Source organism: Streptomyces sp. AP-93, from assembly GCF_022808175.1.
In the GTDB taxonomy this organism is placed as follows: domain Bacteria; phylum Actinomycetota; class Actinomycetes; order Streptomycetales; family Streptomycetaceae; genus Streptomyces.
Map to the genome: position 1 here is coordinate 62376 of NZ_JALGBX010000012.1, position 21908 is coordinate 84283.

Consider the following 21908-nt stretch of genomic DNA (forward strand, 5'->3'; position numbering starts at 1 on the left):
CCCCCGAGGCCGGGCGGCGTCCCGCCCCCCGGGGAGCCGCCCGGCCGCCCCCCTTCCCCCCCGCTTCCCCCGTTGTCTTCTCCGCCTCCTCCGCCTTCTCCTCCTTCTCCGCTCCGCGAGGAGCCACACCCCCCACACCCCTCCCTCCCCGCCACCACCGGAACCACCAAGACCAGGTCCTCGACAGGAGCAAACCGTGAACGCCGAACTGCTGCCGGAACGCTTCGCCGTTCAGGCGTCCCGGACACCGGACGCCGTCGCCGTCCTCGATGCCGGGCGGCCCGTGACCTACCGGGAACTGGACCGCGCGGCCAACCGCCTCGGACACTTCCTGCGCGGCCAGGGCGCCGGCCCGGGCACCGTGGTGGGGGTGAGCCTGGACCGGGGCGTCAGCCTGGTCGTGGCGCTCCTCGGCGTGTGGAAGGCGGGCGCCGCGTACGTGCCGCTGGACCCCGGGCACCCGCACGCCCGGCTCACCGGCCTGATCGAGGACTCGGGCGCGCCGCTCGTGCTCGCGGGTCCCGCGCTCACCGCCGCCGTGCAGGCGGCCGGAGCCCGGGCCATCGACACCGGAGCACTCGCGGCCGAGCTCGCCGCCCTCCCGGACACCGCACCGCAGGGCCCGGGCACGGACCCCGACTCCCTGGCCTACGCCATCTTCACCTCCGGTTCCACGGGCAGGCCCAAGGCGGTCGCCGTCACCCACGCCGGCCTCGCGAACCGGGTCGGCTGGACGGTCGCAGAACACGGCCTGGGCCCCGACGACCGGATCCTGCACAAGACCTCGATCGGCTTCGACGCGGCGGGCTGGGAGATCTTCGGACCGCTCGTCGCGGGCGGCTCCGTCGTCCTGGCCCCGGCCGGAGCCGAACGCGACCCCTCGGCCCTGCTGCGCGCCGTCGCCGAGCACGAGGTGACCGTCCTCCAGGTGGTGCCCTCGGTGCTGCGCCTGCTCGCCGACGAACCGGCCGAGGCCTGGGCCGGCGCCAAGGCCCTGCGGCTGCTGTTCTCGGCCGGCGAGCCCCTGCACTTCGAACTCGTCGCCCGCATCCGCGAACGCGCCCCGGAGGAGCTCGAGGTGTGGAACACCTACGGGCCCACCGAATGCGCCATCGACATCACCGCCCAGCTCGCCGACCCGGCGCGCACCAGCGGCCCCGTCCCGATCGGACGCCCCCTGCCCGGCATGCGGGTGCTCGTCCTGGACCCGGCCGGCGTCCCTGTCCCCATCGGCGTCCCGGGCGAGCTGTACGCGGGCGGACCCGGCGTCGCCCGCGGCTACCTGGGCCGCCCCGACCTGACCGCCGAACGCTTCGTGCCCGACCCCTACGGTCCGGCCGGCTCGCGGCTCTACCGCACCGGGGACCAGGTCCGGTGGAACGCGGACCGGACCCTGGAGTACCTCGGCCGCCTCGACCACCAGGTCAAGGTGAACGGCGTCCGCATCGAGCCCGGCGAGATCGAGTCCGCGCTCGCCTCTCACCCGTACGTCACCGGCGCCGTCGTCACCGCCCACGCGGCCGAGGGCGAGGGAGAGGGCAAGCGGCTCGCCGCCCACCTCACCGCCCGCGCCGCACTCACCACCGAGGACCTGCGCGCCTTCCTGCGGGACCGGCTGCCCGACAGCCACGTGCCCGCGTACTTCCACGTCCTGGAAACCTTCCCGCTCACCGCCAACGGCAAGGTCGACCGGGCGGCCCTGCCCGGCCCCGAGCAGCTCGCGGCCACCGGCGCCGCCTCGTACACCGCGCCGCGCGACGCCACGGAGCAGCTGGTCGCCGACGTGTGGGAGGACCTCCTGAAGACCGGGAAGGTGGGCGCGCACGACGACTTCTTCGCCCTCGGCGGCACCTCCCTCCAGCTCACCCGCCTCGCCGCCCGGCTGCGCGCGGCCTCCGGCGAGAAGGTCTCGCTGCGCGGCCTGTTCGCCGCCAGCACGGTGGCGGCGCAGGCCGAACTGATCCGGACGCCGGACGGTGACGAGGACGCGATCCGCCCGGTGCCCCGGGACGGGGAACTGCCGCTGTCCTCCGGCCAGCGCCGCATGTGGTTCCTGGACCGGATGAACCCCGCGAGCCCCGAATGGGTCGCCCCGCTCTTCCTGCGGCTGCCCGCCGCGACCTCCGCGGACACCGTCCGCCGAGCCCTGGACACCCTCGCGGCCCGTCACGAATCGCTGCGCACCCGATACGTGGACGGCGGCGGCGAGCCGCGCCAGGTGATCGACGCGCCCGCCGCCGGACGGGTCGCCCTGCGGGTCCTGGACACCGCCCGCGCAGACCTCCCGCGCCTGTTCGAGGAGCAGTTCGGGCAGGGCTTCGACCTGGAGCGGGGCCCGCTGTGGCGGGTGCTGCTGGCCCGGGTCGAGGGCGAGGACCACGTCGTCCTGCTGACCCTGCACCACATCACCTGCGACGGCTGGTCGACGGTCGTCCTGGAGCGCGAACTGCGCGAGCTGTGCGCGGCCTACGAGGCGGGCCGCGAGCCCGCACTCGCGGCCCCGGCCGTGCAGTACGCCGACTACGGCGCCTGGCAGCACGCACGGCTCACCGAGGAGTACGTGGGCGCCGAGCTGGAGCACTGGCGCACCGCGCTGGCCGGCCTGGCACCGCTGAACCTGCCCACCGACCGGCCGCGGCCCGCCGAGCGCGACCCGCACGGCGCGGTCGTCCCGGTGAGGCTGGAGCCCTCGCTCGCGCACCGCCTCACCGAGCTGGGCCGCGCCCACGGCGCGACCCCGTTCATGACGCTGCTGACCGTCTTCGCGTCGCTCCTCGCACGGCACACCGGACAGTGGGACGTGCCGGTCGGCACCCCGGTCGCGGGCCGGGCCCGGCCGGAGACCGAGGGCACCGTCGGCTTCTTCCTCAACTCGCTGGTGGTGCGCTGCGGCCTGGACGGCGACGTGAGCTTCTCCGAGGCCCTGGACCGGGTCAAGGACGCCTCCCGGGCGGCCTTCGCCCACCAGGAGCTGCCCTTCGAGCACCTCGTCGACGAGCTCCAGCCCGACCGGGACCTCTCCCGCACACCGCTCTACCAGGTCGCCTTCGACCTGCACAGCGAGGGCGTGACCAGCGTCGCCACCCTGGACGAGGACATGGAGGCCTTCGCCGCCTCCTGGCACGTGGCCAAGACCGACCTGTCGCTCTTCATGCGGCAGACCGCGGACGGCGCGCTGGAGGGCGTACTGGAGTACGCGACCGCGCTCTTCGACACCAGCACCGCGGCCCGCCTCGCCACCCACTTCGTCCGCCTCGCCGAGCAGGTCACCGACCGCCCCGACGTACCGCTGGCGTCCGTGGAACTGCTCTCCGGGCAGGAGCGCCGGCAGGTGCTGGTGGAATGGAACGACACGGAGTACGAGGCACAGACCGCGTCGGTGCTGGAGCTCTTCGAGGCCCAGGCCGCCGCGACGCCGGACGCGACCGCGGTCCTCCACGGGGGCGAGTCCCTGAGCTACGCGGAGCTGGACGTCCGCGCCAACCGGATCGCGCACCACCTGCGCGCCCTGGGCGTGGACGCGGAGTCGCGGGTGGGCGTGCTGCTGGACCGCGGTTCGGAGCTGATCGCCTCGCTGCTCGGTGTGTGGAAGGCGGGCGGCGCCTACGTGCCGATCGACCCCTCCTACCCGGTGGAGCGGGTGGCCTCCATCCTGGAGACGGCCGGAGCCAAGGTCCTCCTGGACGCCGGCCGCCCCTCCGTCGACGCACGGCCGGCGACGGCTCCGGAGCGTGCGGGCGGTGAGCCGGACGGACTGGCGTACGTCATCTTCACCTCGGGTTCGACGGGCCGCCCGAAGGGCGTGGAGGTCACGCACGGGGGGCTGGTGAACCACGTGGCGTGGGCCGCGCGGGAGCTGGCCTCCCAGGGCACGGGCGGTGCGCCGCTCTTCTCCTCCGTCGCCTTCGACCTGGTCGTCCCGAACCTCTGGGCCCCCCTGGTCACCGGGCAGGCGGTGCACACCGTCGCCCAGGACACCGACATGGCCGAACTCGGCGCGCACCTCGTCGCCGGAGCCCCGTACAGCTTCGTCAAGCTGACCCCCGGTCACCTGGACGTGCTGGCCGAGCAGTTGAGTGCCGAGGAGGCGAGCGCGCTCGCCCCGGTGTGGGTGGTCGCCGGTGAGGCCTTCACCCGCACCACCCTGGAGCGCTGGCGGGCTCTGGCCCCCGACGCCCGCCTGATCAACGAGTACGGCCCCACCGAGGCCTCCGTCGGCACCTGCGTCTACCCGGTGCCCGAGACGGCCGCCTTCGAGGTGATGCCGATCGGGCTGCCGCTGCCGAACATGACGATGCACGTCCTGGACGCGCTGCTCCAGCCCGTCCCGGTCGGCGTCGTCGGCGAGCTGTACGTCGGCGGCACGGGCGTGGCCCGCGGCTACGCCGGCCGGCCGGACCTGACCGCCGAACGCTTCGTGCCCGACCCCTACGGCCCGCCCGGCACCCGCTTCTACCGGACCGGCGACCTGGTCCGCCGCGCCGCCGACGGGAACGTGGAGTTCCTCGGCCGCATCGACGACCAGGTCAAGATCCGCGGCTACCGCATCGAACTCGGCGAGGTCCAAGCCGTTCTGGCCGGCCACCCGGCCGTCCACGACGCCTTCGTCACGGTCCGCGAAACCCCCACCGGGGAGAAGCAGCTCGCCGCCTACCACGTGACGCGGGCGGGAGCCGGTGCGCCGGACGAGGCGGAACTGGCCGGGTACTGCGCCCTGACCCTGCCCGACTACATGGTCCCGGCCACGTTCACCGCCCTGGACGCGATCCCGCTCAACGCCAACGGCAAGGTCGACCGCCGGGCCCTGCCCGCACCCGACCGGGACACCGGAGACGGCACGGACGGCCACGTCGCCCCCGACGGCCCCGTCGAGGAGCGCATGGCCGAGATCTGGACCGAGCTGCTCGGGCTGGAGCGCGTCGGAGCGCACGACAACTTCTTCCACTCCGGCGGCAACTCGATCCTCGCGATCCGGCTCATCTCCCGGATCCAGGAGGAGTTCGAGATCGGATTCGCCGTACGCACGGTGTTCGAAGGACCCACGGTCGCCAGGCTGGCGGCCACCGTCGAGGAGCGCATCAAGGCGGAGATCGCCGCGCTCACCGACTCCGAGCTGGACGAGGAACTGCTGGTGAAGGAGAGCAACGCATGAGCACCGGTGAGATCGCACGGACCGCGCCCGGCGCGGACACCGACGAGCTGCGCGAGGAACTGCTGCGCCGCCGACTTCTCGGACGCCGGGGCGTCCGCAAGGCGACCGGCATCCCGACCGCGGACCGGCTCGGCCCGCTGCCCCTGTCCTACGGGCAGCAGCAGATGTGGTTCCTCAGCCGCCTCGACCCGGGCAGCACCGAGTACCTGGTGCCGCTGGTGGTACGGCTGCGCGGACTGCTGGACACCGATGCCCTCGGCCGCGCCTGGCAGGCGCTGGTGGACCGGCACGAGATCCTGCGCACCCGCTACACCCTGGACGGCGAGGACCCGGTCCAGGTCATCGACGCCCCGCAGCCCTACCCGCTGACCGTCGACCAGCTGCCCGGCCAGGACGGTCAGGACGGCCGGGACGCAACGGAGACCCGCGTCCGCGCCCTGGTCGAGGAAGGCCTTCGGGCGCCGTTCGACCTGGCCCGCGACTGGCCGGTCCGGGCCCGCCTGATCCGCCTCGCCGACGACGAGCACGTCCTGTCCGTCGTCTTCCACCACATCGCCTGCGACGCCTGGTCCGTCGGCGTCTTCAGCCAGGAACTGAGCGACCTGTACGGGTCCTTCCTGAGCGGCCGCGAGGCGGACCTGCCGGCCCCGCTGCCGGCGCAGTACGCCGACTACGCGGCCTGGCAGCGCTCCGAGCTGACCGGTGAGGTCATCGACCGCCACCTCGGCTACTGGACGCAGCAGCTGGACGGCCTCACGCCCCTGGAGCTGCCCACCGACCGTCCCCGCCCCGCCCTGCGCGACGGCTCCGGCGACGCCGTGCCGTTCACCGTCCCCGCGGAGCTCGCGACACGGATCCGCGATCTGGCCCACCGCCACGACGCCACCCTCTACATGGTCTTCCTCGCCGCCTACCAGAGCCTGCTCGCCCGCTGGACGGGCCGTGAGGACATCGCAGTCGGCACCGTCGTCTCCGGCCGCGGCCGCCCCGAGCTCCAGCAGCTCATCGGCTACGGCATCAACAGCCTGGTCATGCGGGGCCGCTGGGACGGCGATCGCGGTTTCGCGGACCTGCTGGCCGGTACCCGGTCCACCGTGCTGGACGCCTACGACCACCAGGACCTGGCCTTCGCCCGGCTCGTGGAGGAGCTCCAGCCCGAGCGAGACCTCTCGCGCACCCCGCTCTTCCAGGTCTCCTTCACCCTGCACGGCGAGCGGTCCTCGGGCTTCGACCTGCCGGACGTCCTCGTCACCCCGTACGAGGGCAGCGGCCGGGTCGCCAAGTTCGACCTCGACCTCCAGCTGCGCGAGTCCGCCGACGGCACGCTCGGCGGACACTTCGAGTACGCGACGGCCCTGTTCGACCGCTCCACGATCGAGCGGATGGCCGGGCACCTGCTGCGGCTGCTCGACGCCGTCACCGCCGACCCGGCCGCCCCCGTACGGAGCCTGCCGATCCTCGCCGCCGAGGAGGTGGCCGTGCTGGCCGGCGGTCCCGAGACCGACGAGCCGGTGACCCGCCGGGTCCACGAGGCCTTCGAAGAGCAGGTGGCCCGGACCCCCGACGCGGTCGCCGTCGTCTTCGAGGACGACGCGCTGACCTACCGCGAGCTCAACGCCCGCGCCAACCGCATCGCCCACGTGCTGCGCGCCAAGGGCATCGGTCCGGAGTCCCTCGTCGGCATCTGCCTGGAGCGGGGCACCGAGCTCATGCCGGCCCTGCTCGGCGTGCTGAAGTCCGGCGCGGCCTACCTGCCGCTCGACCCGGCCAACCCCGCCGACCGCCTCGCCTACATCGCCTCCGACGCCGCCGCGCCCGTCGTGGTGACCACCTCGGCACAGGCCCCGGTCCTCGACGGCCGCTACGACGGCGAGCTGCTCCTGCTCGACCGCGACGCCGCCCTGATCGACGCCCACCCGGACACCGACCCGGCCGTGCCGGGCAGCCCGGACAACCTGATCTACACCATCTACACCTCCGGCTCGACCGGCCGCCCCAAGGGCGTCGCCCTCACCCACGCCAACGTGCTGCGTCTGCTCACCTCCGCGCAGCGGCACTACGGGTTCGACGAGCGCGACGTGTGGCCGCTCTTCCACTCCTACGCCTTCGACGTGTCCGTGTGGGAGATGTGGGGCGCGCTGCTCAACGGCGGCCGCCTGATCGTCGTCCCCTTCGCGGTGACCCGATCCCCGCAGGAGTTCCTCGACCTGCTCGTGGAGCAGCGGGTCACGGTCCTCAACCAGACCCCGTCGGCGTTCCGCTCCCTGGTCTCCGCCGCCGCCGAGGGCGACCCGCGCGTGGACCGGCTCGCGGTGCGCGCCGTCGTCTTCGCCGGCGAGAAGCTGGAGGTCGCCGAACTGCGGCCGTGGGTCGAGCGGCGCGGCCTGGACCGCACCGCACTGCTCAACATGTACGGCATCACCGAGACGACCGTGCACACCACCTTCCACCGCCTCACCCACGCCGACCTGGCCGCCACGTCCGGCAACCCGATCGGGCACCCGCTGAGCGACCTGACCGTCCACCTCCTGGACGCGCACGGACAGCTCGTCCCGATCGGCGTCCCCGGCGAGATCCACGTCGGCGGCCCCGGCGTGGCCCGCGGCTACCTCGGCCGCCCCGACCTGACCGCCGAACGCTTCGTGCCCGACCCCTACGGTCCGGCCGGCGCGCGCCTCTACCGCAGCGGCGACCTGGCCCGCCGGCTGTCCGACGGCAGCCTGGAGTTCCTCGGCCGCATCGACGACCAGGTCAAGATCCGCGGCTTCCGCATAGAACTCGGTGAGATCGAGACGGCCCTCGCGGCGCACCCCGCGCTGCGCGACGCGGTCGTCGTGGTCCGCGAGGACACCCCCGGCGACCGCACGCTGGCCGCCTATTACGTGGCCCGCGACGCCGCCTCCGGCGCCGCCCCCGGCGAGCTGCGCGCCCACGTGGCGGCGACGCTCCCCGAGTACATGGTCCCGTCCTCCTTCACCGCCCTGGACAGCATCCCGCTCACCACCAACGGCAAGCTCGACAAGCGCGCGCTGCCCGCCCCCGACCAGGGCGCCGTCGGGTCCGCCGCCGCGTTCGTGGCGCCCCGTACCGTCGTCGAGGAGCGCATCGCCGCGGTCTGGGCCGACGTGCTCGGACTGGACCAGGTCGGCGTCGACGACGGGTTCTTCGAGCTCGGCGGGCACTCGATCCGCGCCGTCAAGCTCGTCGGCCGGCTGCGCACCGAGGGCTACGACCTGGCCGTCCGCGACGTCTTCGAGTACCGCACGGTGGCCCGGCTGGCCGAACTGGTCACCGGCCGTCCCGCGCCCGAGGACGTGGACCGCACGGTGGAGCCGTTCGCCCTGCTCTCCGAGGCGGACCGCGCCCGGCTCCCCGAGGGCCTGGCCGACGCCTACCCGCTCTCCCAGGTACAGCTCGGCATGATCGTCGAGATGCTGACCGACGACGGCCGGCACCCGTACCACAACGTCACCTCCTTCCGGATCCGCGACGAGGTGCCGTTCTCCCTCGACGCACTGCGCGAGGCGGCCCGCGTGGTCGTCGCCCGCCACGACGTCCTGCGCACCTGCGCCGACCTGACCACGTACTCCGTGCCGCTCCAGCTCGTCCGCGAGGACGCCGTGATGCCGGTCGGCGCACGCGAGCTGACCGGACTCACCGAGGACGAACTCCACGCCTCGCTGCGCGCCTTCGGCGACCAGGAGCGGGCCGAGCTGTTCGACCTGGCCGAGCCGCCGCTGCTGCGGCTGTTCGCCCACGTCGTCGACGACGGCAGCTGGTGGATCACCAACACCGAGTGCCACGCCATCCTGGACGGCTGGAGCCACCACTCCTTCCTGATGGAGGTGCTCGGCGAGTACCGGCGCGTGCGCGACGGCGACGAGCCGTCGGAGCAGCCGCGGCCCGCCGTCCGCTTCGCCGACTTCATCGCCGCCGAGCTGGACGCGCTCGACTCCGAGGAGACCCGCGGCTACTGGCAGGGCATCGTCTCGGACCACGCCCGCTTCGCCGTCCCGGACGCCTGGGTCACGGACTCCGGGGAGACCGCCGGCAGCCCGTACCGGGTCGCGGTGCCCTTCCACGACCTGGAGGACCGGCTGCGTTCCCTGGCCACCAAGGCCGGGGCCTCGCTCAAGAGCGTCCTGCACACCGCGCACCTGAAGACGCTGAGCATGCTCACCGAGGAGGAGTCCTTCTTCGCCGGCCTGGTCTGCAACGCCCGCCCCGAGGCCCTGGGCTCCGACCGCGTCTACGGCATGCACCTCAACACGCTGCCGTTCGCCTACGACCGGACCGCACGCACCTGGCAGGAGCTGGTCGGGCAGGTCTTCGCCCGCGAGATCGAGCTGTGGCCGCACCGGACCTTCCCGATGCCCGTCATCCAGCGCGACTTCGGCGACGGGCAGCGGCTGATCGACGTCCGGTTCAGCTACCACGACTTCGACCAGGTCGACCGCGACCAGGTCGACTACCTGGCGAGCATCGACGACAGCCCCACCGAATTCCCGCTCGGCATCTCCGCCCGCATCGGCCACCTCGTCCTGACCGCCAGCCCGCGCGCGCTGAGCCCCGCCGGGGCCGACCGGCACGCGGCCCTGCTGCGCCTGGTCCTGGAGGCGATGGCGGCCGACCCGGCGGGTGACGCGCAGGCCTCGTACCTGCCGCAGGAGGAGCGCCACCGCCAGCTCGTGGAGTGGAACGACACGGAGTACCCGGCGCAGACGGCGTCGGTGCTGGAGCTGTTCGAGGCGCAGGTGGTGGCGGCGCCGGGTGCGACCGCGGTGCTGCACGAGGGCGAGTCGCTGAGTTACGCGGAGCTGGACGTCCGGGCCAACCGGATCGCGCACCACCTGCGCGCCCTGGGTGTGGACGCGGAGTCGCGGGTGGGCGTGCTGCTGGACCGCGGTCCCGAGCTGATCGCCTCCCTGCTCGGCGTGTGGAAGGCGGGCGGCGCCTACGTGCCGATCGACCCCTCCTACCCGGCGGACCGCATCGCCTCGATGCTCGACAGCGCCGGCGCGCACGCCGCCCTGACGCAGGACCGGTACGCCGAGCGGTTCGCCGGCGTCGAACCGGTGCGCGTCGACGGCGACGCCGCCCGCACGCTGCTCGCCGGACACCCGGCGACGGCTCCCGAGCGCCGGACCGGTGACCCGGACGGACTGGCGTACGTCATCTTCACCTCGGGTTCGACAGGTCGGCCGAAGGGCGTGGAGGTCACTCATGGGGGTCTGGTCAATCATGTGGCGTGGGCTGCGCGTGAGCTGGCTGCGCAGGGTACGGGCGGTGCGCCGCTGTTCTCGTCGGTGGCTTTCGACCTGGTCGTCCCGAACCTCTGGGCTCCGCTGGTCACCGGGCAGGCGGTCCACACCGTCGCTCAGGACACCGACATGGCCGATCTCGGGGCGCACCTCGTCGCCGGAGGCCCGTACAGCTTCGTCAAGCTGACCCCTGGTCATCTGGACGTGCTCGCCCAGCAGTTGACCGCCCAGGAGGCGAGCGACCTCGCCCCGGTGTGGGTGGTCGCCGGTGAGGCCTTCACCCGCACCACGCTGGAGCGCTGGCGGGCCCTGGCCCCGGATGCGCGGCTGATCAACGAGTACGGCCCGACCGAGGCCTCCGTCGGCACCTGCGTCTTCCCGGTGCCCGAGACGGCCGCCTTCGAGGTGATGCCGATCGGGCTGCCGCTGCCGAACATGACGATGCACGTCCTGGACGCGCTGCTCCAGCCCGTCCCGGTCGGCGTGGTGGGTGAGCTGTACGTCGGCGGGACGGGTGTGGCCCGCGGTTACGCGGGGCGTCCGGACCTGACGGCGGAGCGTTTCCTGCCCGACCCGTACGGTCCGGCCGGTTCCCGCTTCTACCGGACCGGGGACCTGGTCCGCCGGGCTGCCGACGGGAACGTGGAGTTCCTCGGCCGCGTCGACGACCAGGTCAAGATCCGCGGCTACCGCATCGAACTGGGTGAGGTCCAGGCCGTCCTGGCCGAACACCCGGACCTGTCCGGCGCGTTCGTCGCCGTCCATGACGCGGGCGACGGCGACAGGCAGCTCGTGGCCTACCACGTGCCCCGGACGGGAGCCCAGGCTCCGGCCGCGGCCGACCTGGCCGGGTACTGCGCCCTGACCCTGCCCGACTACATGGTCCCCGCCTCCTTCATCGCCCTGGAGGCCCTGCCCCTGAACGCCAACGGCAAGGTCGACCGCAAGGCCCTGCCCGCCCCCGACCGCGACACCGGCGAGGACGCCGACGGGTACGTCGCCCCGCGCACCGTCACCGAGCAGCGGGTCGCCGAGGTCTGGCAGCAGGTCCTCGGCCTGGACCGGGTCGGCGTCGAAGACGGGTTCTTCGAGCTCGGCGGCCACTCCATCCGGGCCGTGGCCCTGGTCGGCGCGCTGCGCCAGGCCGGCTTCGACGTGGGCGTGCGCGATGTGTTCGAACACCGCACGGTGGCCGAGCTCAGCGAGTTCCTGACCGGGCGCCCCGCCCGGACCGAGGTGGACGTGCCCGTCGAGCCCTTCGCGATGGTCGGGGCCGCCGACCGGGCGGGCCTGCCGGCCGACGCCGTCGACGCGTACCCGCTCACCCAGGTGCAGCTCGGCATGGTGCTGGAGATGCTCGCGGACCGCGAGGCCCACGCCTACCACAACGTCGCCTCGTTCCGGATCAAGGACGACACCCCCTTCTCCGCGGACGCCCTGCGGGCCGCCGCGGCCGAGGTCGCCGCGCGCCACGAGATGCTGCGCACCTCCTTCCACCTGGACGCCTGGTCCGAGCCGCTCCAGGTCGTGCACGCCACGGCGGAGATCCCCGTCGCCGTCACCGACCTGCGCGGCCTGCCGGAGGAGGACCGGCGCCGGGCCGTCGAGGAGTTCATCGCCGCCGAACGCGCCGACCTGTTCGACCTCGAACGGGCACCGCTGCTGAGGATGACGGCACACATCGAGGACGACGAAGCCTGGCGGCTCGGCCTCACCGTCTGCCACGCGATCACCGAGGGGTGGTCGCACCGGGCCCTGCTCATGGAACTCCTGGAGGAGTACCGGCGCGTCCGCGACGGCCTGGACCGGGTCCGGCCGCCGCGCCCCGCGGTGCGCTACGCGGACTTCGTGGCCGCCGAGCAGGAATCCCTCACGGGCGGCCCCGACCGCGACCACTGGCGGGCCGTCGTCGGCGCCAACGCGCGCTTCTCGCTCCCCGCCGCCTGGGCCGGGGACCTGTCCGCGCCGCGCCGCAAGTACCGCGTCGCCGTACCGCTGCGCGACCTGGAGACGGGACTGCGGGGACTGGCCACCCGGGCCCGCGTCTCCCTCAAGAGCGTGCTGCTCGCCGCCCACCTGAAGGTGCTGAGCACCCTCACCGAGGAGCGGTCCTTCCACAGCGGTCTGGTGTTCAGCGCCCGTCCCGAGGCGCCGGGAGCCGACCAGGTCTACGGCATGTACCTCAACACCCTCCCGTTCGTGTTCGAGCGCACCGCCCGCACCTGGGAGGAGCTCGTCCAGCAGGTCTTCGGCCGCGAGGCCGGGATCTGGGAGCACCGGCGCTTCCCGATGCCGGAGATCCAGCGAGAGGCGGGCACCGACCGGCTGCTGGACGTCCGGTTCAGCTACCAGGACTTCGACCACGTCGACACCGACCGGGTCGACGTCGGCGACAGCTCCGGCGAAGGCGCCACCGAGTTCGGCCTGGCCGTGTCGGCGGTCGCCGGCTACCTGCTGATGACCACGCACACCCACGCCCTCGCCCCCGAGGCCGCCGACCGGCTGACCGCCCTGTACGCGGCGGTGCTCACGGCCATGGCGGCCGACCCGGCGGGTGACGCGCAGGCCTCGTACCTGCCGCAGGAGGAGCGCCACCGCCAGCTCGTGGAATGGAACGACCACGGCCACGAGGCGCAGACCCGCTCGGTGCTGGAGCTTTTCGAAGCCCAGGCGGCGAAGACCCCGGACGCCGTAGCGGTCGCTTTCGGCGGCGAGAGCGTCACCTACGCCGGGCTCGACGCCCGCGCCAACCGGTACGCGCACCACCTGCGTTCGCTGGGCGTGGACGCGGAGTCGCGGGTGGGTGTGCTGCTGGACCGCGGTCCGGAGCTGATCGCCTCCCTGCTCGGCGTGTGGAAGGCCGGCGGCGGGTACGTGCCGATCGACCCCTCCTACCCGGCGGACCGCATCGCCTCGATGCTCGACAGCGCCGGCGCGCACACCGCCCTGACGCAGGACCGGTACGCGGAGCGGTTCACCGGCGCCGGGCTGGTGCTCGTCGACGGCGAGGGCGACCGCGCCTCGGTCGCGGCGCGGCCGGCGACGGCTCCCGAGCGGCGGGCCGGTGAGCTGGACGGCCTGGCGTACGTCATCTTCACCTCGGGTTCCACGGGCCGGCCCAAGGGCGTGGAGGTCACGCACCGCGGCCTGGTCAACCACGTCGCCTGGGCCGCCCGGGAGCTGGCATCGCAGGGCACGGGCGGCGCGCCGCTCTTCTCCTCGGTCGCCTTCGACCTGGTCGTCCCGAACCTCTGGGCCCCCCTGGTCACCGGACAGCGCGTGCACACCGTCGCCCAGGACACCCCCGCGGGCGAACTCGGCACCGAACTGCTCGCCGGAGCCCCGTACAGCTTCATCAAGCTCACCCCCGGCCACCTCGACGTGCTCGCCGAGCAGCTCACCACGGAGCAGGCGGACGCCCTGGCAGGTGTGATCGTCGTCGCCGGCGAGGCGCTCCCGGGCACCACCGCGAACCGCTCCCTGGACGTACTGGGCCCCGGCCGCCTGATCAACGAGTACGGCCCCACCGAGGCCTCCGTCGGCACCTGCATCTACCCGGTGACCGAGGAGACCTCCCTCGACGTGGTCCCGATCGGCAGCCCCCTGCCGAACATGACGATGTACGTCCTGGACGCGCTGCTCCAGCCCGTCCCGGTCGGCGTCGTCGGTGAGCTGTACGTCGGCGGGACGGGCGTGGCCCGCGGCTACGCGGGCCGCCCGGACCTGACGGCCGAGCGCTTCCTGCCCGACCCCTACGGTCCGGCCGGTGCCCGCTTCTACCGGACCGGCGACCTGGTCCGCCAACTCCCGGACGGGAACGTGGAGTTCCTCGGCCGGATCGACGACCAGGTCAAGATCCGCGGCTACCGCATCGAACTGGGCGAGGTCCAGGCCGTCCTGGCCGGCCACCCGGCCGTCCGCGACGCCGTCGTCACGGTCCACGAACCGGCCCCCGGCGACAAGCGCCTGGTCGCCTACGCCGTACCCGCTCCCGGCGGGGAACTGCCCGGCGCGGCCGAGCTGGCCGCGTACTGCGCCCTGCGGCTGCCGGACTACATGGTCCCGTCCGCCGTCATCGGCCTGGACGCGATCCCGCTCAACGCCAACGGCAAGGTCGACCGCCGGGCCCTGCCCGCCCCCGACCGCTCGGCGCTGCGCTCCGAGGACGCCTTCGTGCCGCCCCGCACCGAAACCGAGAAGGTGCTCGCGGGGATCTGGTCCCAGGTGCTGGGAGTCGAGCAGATCGGCGTCCACGACCGGTTCTTCGACCTGGGCGGCCACTCGCTGCTCATGATCAAGGTCCTGGCCGCGGCCCGGCAGGCCGGGCTGGCCGTCTCCGTCTGGCGCATGTACCAGCACGACACCCTCATCGGCCTCGCCGCGGCGGTGGACGAGGACGCGGCCGAGGCAGCGGCGGCGGCAGCCGAACCCGCGCCGCCGGTCCCCGCACCGGCGGTGGAGCCGGCACCCGCCGCCGGCGCGACCGTGGAGGTCTCCGCGGAACTGCTGGCGAGCCTGCTGGAGCAGGCCGCGGGCGGCGACCGGACCCGGCTGGCACAGGGACCGCTCGCCGAACTGGCGGCGCTCGTCGGCCCGGCGGCCCCCCAGGCCCCGGCGACCGGGCTGCCCCTGCGGGAGATCGAGGAGGTCATGGCGGAGCACCACGTCCCCGGCGTCTGCGTGGCCCTGCTGCAGGACGGCGAGGTCGCCGAGGTCCACGGCCTCGGCGTCCTGGCCGCCGGATCCGGGGAACCGGTCACCGCCCGGACCCTGTTCCAGGTCGGCTCGATCAGCAAGCACGTCACCGCGGTCGCCGTACTGCGGCTGGTCGCCGAGGGACGGATCGACCTCGACGAGGACATCGACCGCTACCTCACCAGCTGGCACCTGGCCGACGACGCACAGGCTCCGGGAACCGTCACCGTACGGCAGCTGCTCGGCCACCGCGCCGGGCTCGCCCGGCACCGCAGCGTCGGCTTCAAGCCCGGCGAGCAGCTCCCGACCCTCCTCGACCTGCTGGAGGGGCGGCCGCCGGTCGCCACCCCCCGGGTGCGCAGGGACCTGGTGCCGGACGCCGAGTTCCGCAAGAGCAGCACCCACTACTGGGTCCTCCAGCAGCTCCTGGAGGACGTCACCGGCGAGGACTTCGAGACGCTGACGCGCCGCCTGGTCCTGGACCCGCTCTCCATGGGCGACAGCAGCTTCGCCGCCACCTTCCCGCTCACCGCCCAACTGCCCGTCGCCCACGGGCACGACGCCCGGGGCAACGAGCTCGCCGGCGGCTGGCGGGACCGGGCCCACCTGGCAGCCGCAGGCCTGTGGACCACCGCCGCCGACATCGGCCGGCTGACGGTGGCCGTACGCCGGTCCCTGCTCGGCGAGGCCGGGGCGCTGCTGCCCCGCGAGATCGCCGAGGAGCTCATGGCGGGGGAGCCCGGAACCTTCTACGGGCTCGGCACCATCGTCGACGACACCGGCGGCGACCAGGAGTTCGGCCACGGCGGAGAGCCCGCGGGCTACTGGAACATGGCGATCAGCCGGCTGCACGGCGGTACCGGATTCGTCGCGCTCACCAACGCCGACTCCGGCAAGGACGTCGTGAAGTACCTGACGGCCTTCCTCGGCCGCCAGGACACCACCTTCGGGCACGGCCGCCTCGCCACCGCCTGGGGCACCGCGGCCGGCGGGGACACCACCGCCCCGGCCGTCCTCGCCCCCGTCGTCACCGACGAGGAGCGCTCATGACCCTCGTGTGGCTCGACGACCACATCGATCCGCCCCACCCGGCCCAGCCGTCCCGCCCGCCCGCGCCGACCGAGGAGAACGCCGTGACCACCACCGTCCGCCACCTGATCTCCATCAACGACCTCGGCGACGAGGACCTGCGCGCCGTCGTGGAGCGCGGCGCCCAGTTCTCCTCGGGCGCGGCACGCGGGGCCCGCCCGCTCGACGGGGACGTCGTCGGCGTCTACTTCAGCAAGACCTCCACCCGTACCCGTACCGCCTTCTCCAGCGGGGCGCTGCGGCTCGGCGGCCAGATCGTCTCGTACGGGCCCGACGACCTCCAGCTCAACACGGGGGAGACCAGCGAGGACACCGGCAAGGTCATGTCCAGGATGCTGGACGTACTGGTGGCCCGTACCGCGGGCGACCCGGCCGAGATGCGGGCCTGGGCCCTCCAGGACCGCATGGCCGTCGTCAACGCCATGAGCGCCGACGAGCACCCCACCCAGGCGCTCACCGACCTCACCACCCTGCTGCGGCACTTCGGGCGGATCGCGGGCCTGCGGATCCTGTACGTCGGCGAGGGCAACAACACGGCCTCCGCCCTCGCCCTGGCCCTCACCCGCTTCCCGGGCGTCGAGTTCGAACTGCGCACGCCGCCCGGCTACGGGCTGGCCGAGCCGTTCGTCCGGCAGGCGGCCGAACAGGCCGCCCGCCACGGCGCCGTCTTCCGCGAGCGCCACGACATGGACGAGCTGCCCGGCGCACTGGACGTCGTCTACACCACGCGCTGGCAAACCACCGGATCCAGCAAGCCGGACGCGAACTGGCGGGAGATCTTCGCCCCGTTCCAGGTCACGTCCGCGCTGTGGGAGACCAGCCCCAAGGCCGCCTTCATGCACGACCTGCCCGCCCACCGCGGCGACGAGGTCACCGCCGAGGTGCTCGACGGGCCGGCGAGCATTGCCTTCGAGCAGGCCGAGAACAAGATGCACAGCGCCATGGCGGTCCTGGAGTGGGTCCGCGGCGGGACGCCCCCGGAGGCGGGGCGGACCCTGTGAGCACCGTCAACGCGGCGCCCCCCGAGGCGCCGCCACCGCTGCGCACCAACCGGGACTTCCTGCTGCTGTGGTCCGGCGCCGCGGTGTCCTTCCTCGGAACCCGGGTCAGCGGCGTCGCCTACCCCCTGCTGGTGCTGTGGCACACCGGTTCGCCGATGGCCATGGCGGCGGTGTCCTTCGCGGCGCTGCTCCCGCTGCTCCTCGTGCAGCTCCCGGCGGGAGCACTCGTGGACCGCTGGGACCGCCGCCGGGTGATGCTGGCCTGCGAGGCCGGCCGTCTGCTCGCCCTGGCGAGCGTGGTGGCGGCGCTGGCGGCGGACCGGTTCTCGGTGGCGCACCTGACCGCGGTGGCGTTCACCGAGGCGACCTTCACCGTGTTCTACCGGCTCGCCGAACGCGGCGCCGTACGCAACGTCGTCCACCCCGCCCACCTCGCCACCGCGCTGTCCCGCAACGAGGCGCGCGGCCGGGCCGCCGGAATGCTCGGGCAGCCCGGCGGCATCCTCCTCCAGTCCCTGACGCGATGGGCGCCGTTCCTGTTCTCCGCCGTGGCCTACCTGGCCTCGCTGGTCACGCTGCTGCTGATCCGCACGCGGTTCCAGGAGGAGCGGACCAGAGCGCGCGGGAAGCTGCGCGGCGAGATAGCCGAGGGACTGCGCTGGCTGTGGAAGGAGCCGTTCCTGCGGGCGGCGCTCGGCTTCGTCGCGGGCAGCAACATCCTCTTCCAGGCACTGGGACTGGCCCTGGTGCTGCTGGTCAAGGAGGAGGGCCAGCCCAAGAGCGTGCTCGCCGTCATCGTCGCCATCGGCGGTGTCGGCGGGCTGGCCGGGGCGCTGTGGGGAGGCTGGTGGCAGCGCCGGTTCAGCCAGCGCGCCATCCTCGTCGGCGGCGCGGCACTGTGGGCGGTCCTCATCACCGCGATGTCCTTCGCCCGCGACCCGCTGCTGCTGGGCGCCCTGTTCGCCGGCACCGGCTGCGTCGGCGCGGTCTTCAACGTCGCCGCCGCCGTCTACCAGGTGCGCACCACCCCGGACGCCTTCCAGGGCCGGGTGGCCGCCGCGGCCAACCTGATCGGCTCCGGCACCAACGCGCTGGGCGCCCTCGGCGGCGGCCTCCTGCTGACCGCGTGGGGCGCGTCCCGCACCACCTTGATCCTGGGCCTCGTGATGGCGGCCATGGCCGCTGTCGTCGCCGTCGCCCCCGCACTGAAGGGAGAGAAGCCCCTATGAGCCGACCGAGCATGCCCGGCCGACCGGGCCGACCGGGCCGACCGGCCGACGCGGCCGTCTGGTTCCGCCGCTACCAGCGTCCGGGCGGCCCGCCGGCCCGGCTGCGGCTGGTGTGCTTCCCGCACGCGGGCGGCACCGCGCAGCTCTACCACGGCTGGGCCGCGCTGCTGCCGGCCGGAGTCGAACTGCTCGCCGTCCGCTACCCCGGCCGCCAGGAACGGCTCGCCGAGCCCTGCTTCGAGGACATGGACGCCCTCGTGGACGCCGTCACCGGGGCCCTCGGAGACTTCCTGGACCAGCCGCTGGCACTGTTCGGACACAGCATGGGCGCGTCCGTCGCGTACGAGAGCACCCTGCGGCTCCAGGAGCGCTACGGCGTCCGGCCGATCCGGCTGATGGTCTCCGGGCGGTCCGCACCGCACCGCCCGAAGCCCTCCCGGCTGCACGAGCAGGACGACGAAACCCTGATCGCCGGTGTCCGACGGCTGGGCGACCTGGGATCCGAGGCCTACGACATCCCCGAGCTGCGCGAACTGCTGCTGCCCGCACTGCGCGCCGACTTCCGGCTCATCGAGGCCTACCGGCCGGCCCGGCCGGCGCCCGTGAGCTGCCCGGTCACCGCGTACGTGGGGGACGGCGACCCCGGCTGCGTACGCGATGACGTACTGGCCTGGTCGGACCTGACCCCGCCCGGCGCCTTCGACTTCCGTACCTATCCAGGCGACCACTTCTACCTCGCGCGACAGGAAGCCGCGCTGGTCGCCGACGTCATCAAAGACCTGGAGGCATGAGCACATGACACCCACCCAGACCTGGTCACCGCTGGAGATCGAGACCGAGGGCATCGGCGGCGCCGAGGAACTGACCGAGCGGCTCACCGCCCTCGGCGAGGACTTCGGCTCCCTGCTGACCGCGGAGAAGGCCGTGGTCTTCCGCGGCTTCGGCGTCACCCGGGAAACCCTCGATCCCGTCTTCGACCTGCTGCTGCCCAACCGGCTCGCCTACGTGCACGGCAACTCGCCCCGCACCAAGGTCGGCAGCAACGTCTACACCTCGACCGAGTACCCGCAGGAATTCACCATCTCGATGCACAACGAGATGAGCTACGCACACGCCTGGCCCTCCAGGCTGGCCTTCTTCTGCCAGATCCAGCCCGGCGGCGGCGGCGCCACACCGGTCCTGGACGCGGCCGTATGGCTCCAGGCCCTGGACCCGGAGGTCCGCGAGGCCTTCGCCGGCGGCGTGCGCTACGTGCAGAACCTGCACGACGGCTACGGCCTGGGCAAGAGCTGGCAGGACACCTTCGAGACCAACAACCGCCAGGACGTCGAGGCGTTCCTCGACGGCACCGGCGCCACCTGGCAGTGGAAGGCCGACGGCGGCATCCGCATCAGCTCCGTCCGCCCCTCCACCACCCGCCACCCCGTTACGGGCGTCGAGGTCTGGTTCAACCAGGCCGACCAGTGGCACCCGGCCGGGCTCGGCGACGACACCGCGGCGGCCCTCGCCCAGATCCTCCCCGAGGACGAGCTGCCGCAGACCGTCACCTTCGCCGACGGCAGCCCCATCCCCGGCGAGTACGTCCTGCAGATCCGGGACCGGGGCCTGGAAGCCGCCGTCGACGTCGACTGGCGCGCCGGCGATCTCCTGGTCATCGACAACGTGCTGCTCGCACACGGCCGCCGGCCCTTCACGGGCGACCGCCGCGTGCTGGTGGCGATGTCGGACTGAGCCCATGAACACCGTGAAGTACGACTACCAGAGCCTCCTCGAGGCCGACGCCGTCCACATCTGGCAGGGCCGGGCGCCCGACGAGATGGACCCGGCCGACCTGCTGCTGCTGTCCGACCAGGAGCTGCGCGTGGTCGAGCGCAGGTCCGAACAGGCCGGCGCCCGCTACGCGAGCGCCCACGCCGCACTGCGCCGCATCCTCGCCGGCTACCTGGACGTGGCGCCCGACGCGATCCGGCTGGGCCGCAGGCCCTGCCCGCGCTGCGAGCACCCCGAACACGGGCGCCCGCGCGTGGACTGGCCGGAAACCGGCCTGGACTTCAACCTGTCCAGGTCCGGCCCGCACTGGCTGCTCGCCGTCGTCGCAGGCCGTCAGGTCGGCGTCGACATCGAGGACAGCCGCCACCTCGACCTGCACGGATCCTCCGCGCTGGTGATGTCGGACTCCGAACTGGAGCGCCTCGCGGCGGCCGGATCGGACGAGGCCCGCTCCGAGGTGTTCTTCCGCTGCTGGACCCGCAAGGAAGCGGTCGTCAAGGCCTGCGGCGTCGGCATCATCACCGACCTGCGGTCGATCGACGTACGGCTCACCGAGCGGGGACCGGTCACCGTCACCCACGTCGAGCCCTCCGGCCCCGACACCTGGACCGTGCAGGACCTCCCGGTCGCCGCCCCGCTGTTCGCCGCGGTCGCCCAGGAAGCCGGCAGCACCGGCCCGGTCGTACTGCGCCGCGTAGACGAAGGAGTCCTCAGCTCATGACGATCACCGAGATCACGGCGCCGTCGGCCGACACCGACGTCCACGCCTACATCGGGGAACACCGCGACAAACTGCGGCAACTGCTCACGGAGCGCGGAGCGGTGCTGCTGCGCGGCTTCGGCGTCGGATCGGTGGACGGCTTCGACGGCGTCGTACGCGCCTTCTCCGGCACCCCGCCGCTCACCTACGCCGAGCGGTCCTCCCCGCGCAGCACCATCAAGGGGCAGGTGTACACCTCGACCGACTACCCGCCGGACGAGGAGATCTTCCTGCACAACGAGAACTCCTACCAGGCCGCCTGGCCCAGGACGCTGTACTTCTACTGCATAGAGCCGGCGCTGACCCGGGGCGCGACCCCGCTCGCCGACATCCGGCAGGTACTGGCCGGGATCGACCCGGCGATACGTGCGGAGTTCGAACGCCGCGGCTGGCGCGTGGTGCGCAACTTCCACGCCGACTTCGGCGTGCCGTGGCAGGAGACCTTCGCCACCGAGGACCGGGCCGCCGTGGAGGAGTACTGCCGCGGCAAGGGACTGGAGACCTACTGGCGGCCGGACGGCGGACTGCGGACCACCGCGGTGCGCAAGGCCGTGCACACCCACCCGGTGACCGGCGAGACCGTCTGGTTCAACCACGCGACGTTCTTCCACGTCACCTCGCTCGCCCCCGACGTCCAGGAGGGACTGCGGGAGATCTTCCAGGACGAGGACCTGCCCACCAACACCTACTACGGCGACGGCGGGGTCATTCCCGACGACGTCATGGACCACTTGCGGGCCGCCTACCGGGCCGCGTCCACCCGTTTCGACTGGGAGCGTGACGACGTACTGATCGTGGACAACATGCTGGCGGCCCATGGTCGCGAGCCCTTCACCGGACCGCGGAAGATCGCGGTCGCGATGGCGGAGCCGTCCGCCTGACGGACGTCCGTTCCCGGGCCCTTTTTTCGTGCCCTTTTTCGCGCGCCCGCGGGTTCCCGCACGCGCGGCG

8 protein-coding genes are annotated in these 21908 nt (G+C 73.3%); all 8 read left to right on the forward strand.

Translation table 11 applies throughout. The features are described from left to right. Nucleotides 1–196 precede the first annotated feature (196 nt). From MTF69_RS20825 to MTF69_RS20860, 8 genes are read left to right on the forward strand one after another with little or no spacing between them, the layout of a single operon-like run. Complete coding sequence (locus tag MTF69_RS20825; protein ID WP_243336449.1) at nucleotides 197–5152, forward strand: non-ribosomal peptide synthetase; 4956 nt, start codon at nucleotides 197–199, stop codon at nucleotides 5150–5152. Further along, a complete protein-coding gene (locus MTF69_RS20830; RefSeq protein WP_243336450.1) occupies nucleotides 5149–16158 on the forward strand; it encodes a non-ribosomal peptide synthetase in 11010 nt (3669 codons plus the stop codon). Before MTF69_RS20825 ends, MTF69_RS20830 begins: the two co-directional genes overlap by 4 nt. After that, nucleotides 16155–17198, forward strand: coding sequence for an ornithine carbamoyltransferase (locus tag MTF69_RS20835; RefSeq protein ID WP_243336451.1), 1044 nt, complete (start codon nucleotides 16155–16157; stop codon nucleotides 17196–17198). Before MTF69_RS20830 ends, MTF69_RS20835 begins: the two co-directional genes overlap by 4 nt. Next, complete coding sequence (locus tag MTF69_RS20840; protein ID WP_243336452.1) at nucleotides 17195–18427, forward strand: MFS transporter; 1233 nt, start codon at nucleotides 17195–17197, stop codon at nucleotides 18425–18427. The genes MTF69_RS20835 and MTF69_RS20840 overlap by 4 nt, the downstream gene beginning before the upstream one ends. Next, complete coding sequence (locus MTF69_RS20845; RefSeq protein ID WP_243336453.1) at nucleotides 18424–19218, forward strand: thioesterase II family protein; 795 nt, start codon at nucleotides 18424–18426, stop codon at nucleotides 19216–19218. The genes MTF69_RS20840 and MTF69_RS20845 overlap by 4 nt, the downstream gene beginning before the upstream one ends. A gap of 4 nt (nucleotides 19219–19222) precedes the next feature. Further along, the gene (locus MTF69_RS20850; protein WP_243336454.1) at nucleotides 19223–20158 is read left to right on the forward strand and encodes a TauD/TfdA family dioxygenase; all 936 of its coding nucleotides are present in this window, start codon (nucleotides 19223–19225) and stop codon (nucleotides 20156–20158) included. A gap of 4 nt (nucleotides 20159–20162) precedes the next feature. Then, a complete protein-coding gene (locus MTF69_RS20855; protein ID WP_243336455.1) occupies nucleotides 20163–20918 on the forward strand; it encodes a 4'-phosphopantetheinyl transferase superfamily protein in 756 nt (251 codons plus the stop codon). Next, nucleotides 20915–21838, forward strand: a complete 924-nt coding sequence (locus MTF69_RS20860) for a TauD/TfdA family dioxygenase (RefSeq protein WP_243336456.1) — start codon at nucleotides 20915–20917, stop codon at nucleotides 21836–21838. The genes MTF69_RS20855 and MTF69_RS20860 overlap by 4 nt, the downstream gene beginning before the upstream one ends. The last annotated feature ends 70 nt before the right edge of the window (nucleotides 21839–21908 follow it).

Excerpts from the sequence above, each read along its gene's own strand:
- MTF69_RS20835 (WP_243336451.1), top strand. The coding sequence starts at position 16,155 with ATGACCCTCGTGTGGCTCGACGACCACATCGATCCGCCCCACCCGGCC.
- MTF69_RS20850 (WP_243336454.1), top strand. The coding sequence starts at position 19,223 with ATGACACCCACCCAGACCTGGTCACCGCTGGAGATCGAGACCGAGGGC.
- MTF69_RS20860 (WP_243336456.1), top strand. The coding sequence starts at position 20,915 with ATGACGATCACCGAGATCACGGCGCCGTCGGCCGACACCGACGTCCAC.
- MTF69_RS20830 (WP_243336450.1), top strand. The coding sequence starts at position 5,149 with ATGAGCACCGGTGAGATCGCACGGACCGCGCCCGGCGCGGACACCGAC.
- MTF69_RS20845 (WP_243336453.1), top strand. The coding sequence starts at position 18,424 with ATGAGCCGACCGAGCATGCCCGGCCGACCGGGCCGACCGGGCCGACCG.
- MTF69_RS20855 (WP_243336455.1), top strand. The coding sequence starts at position 20,163 with ATGAACACCGTGAAGTACGACTACCAGAGCCTCCTCGAGGCCGACGCC.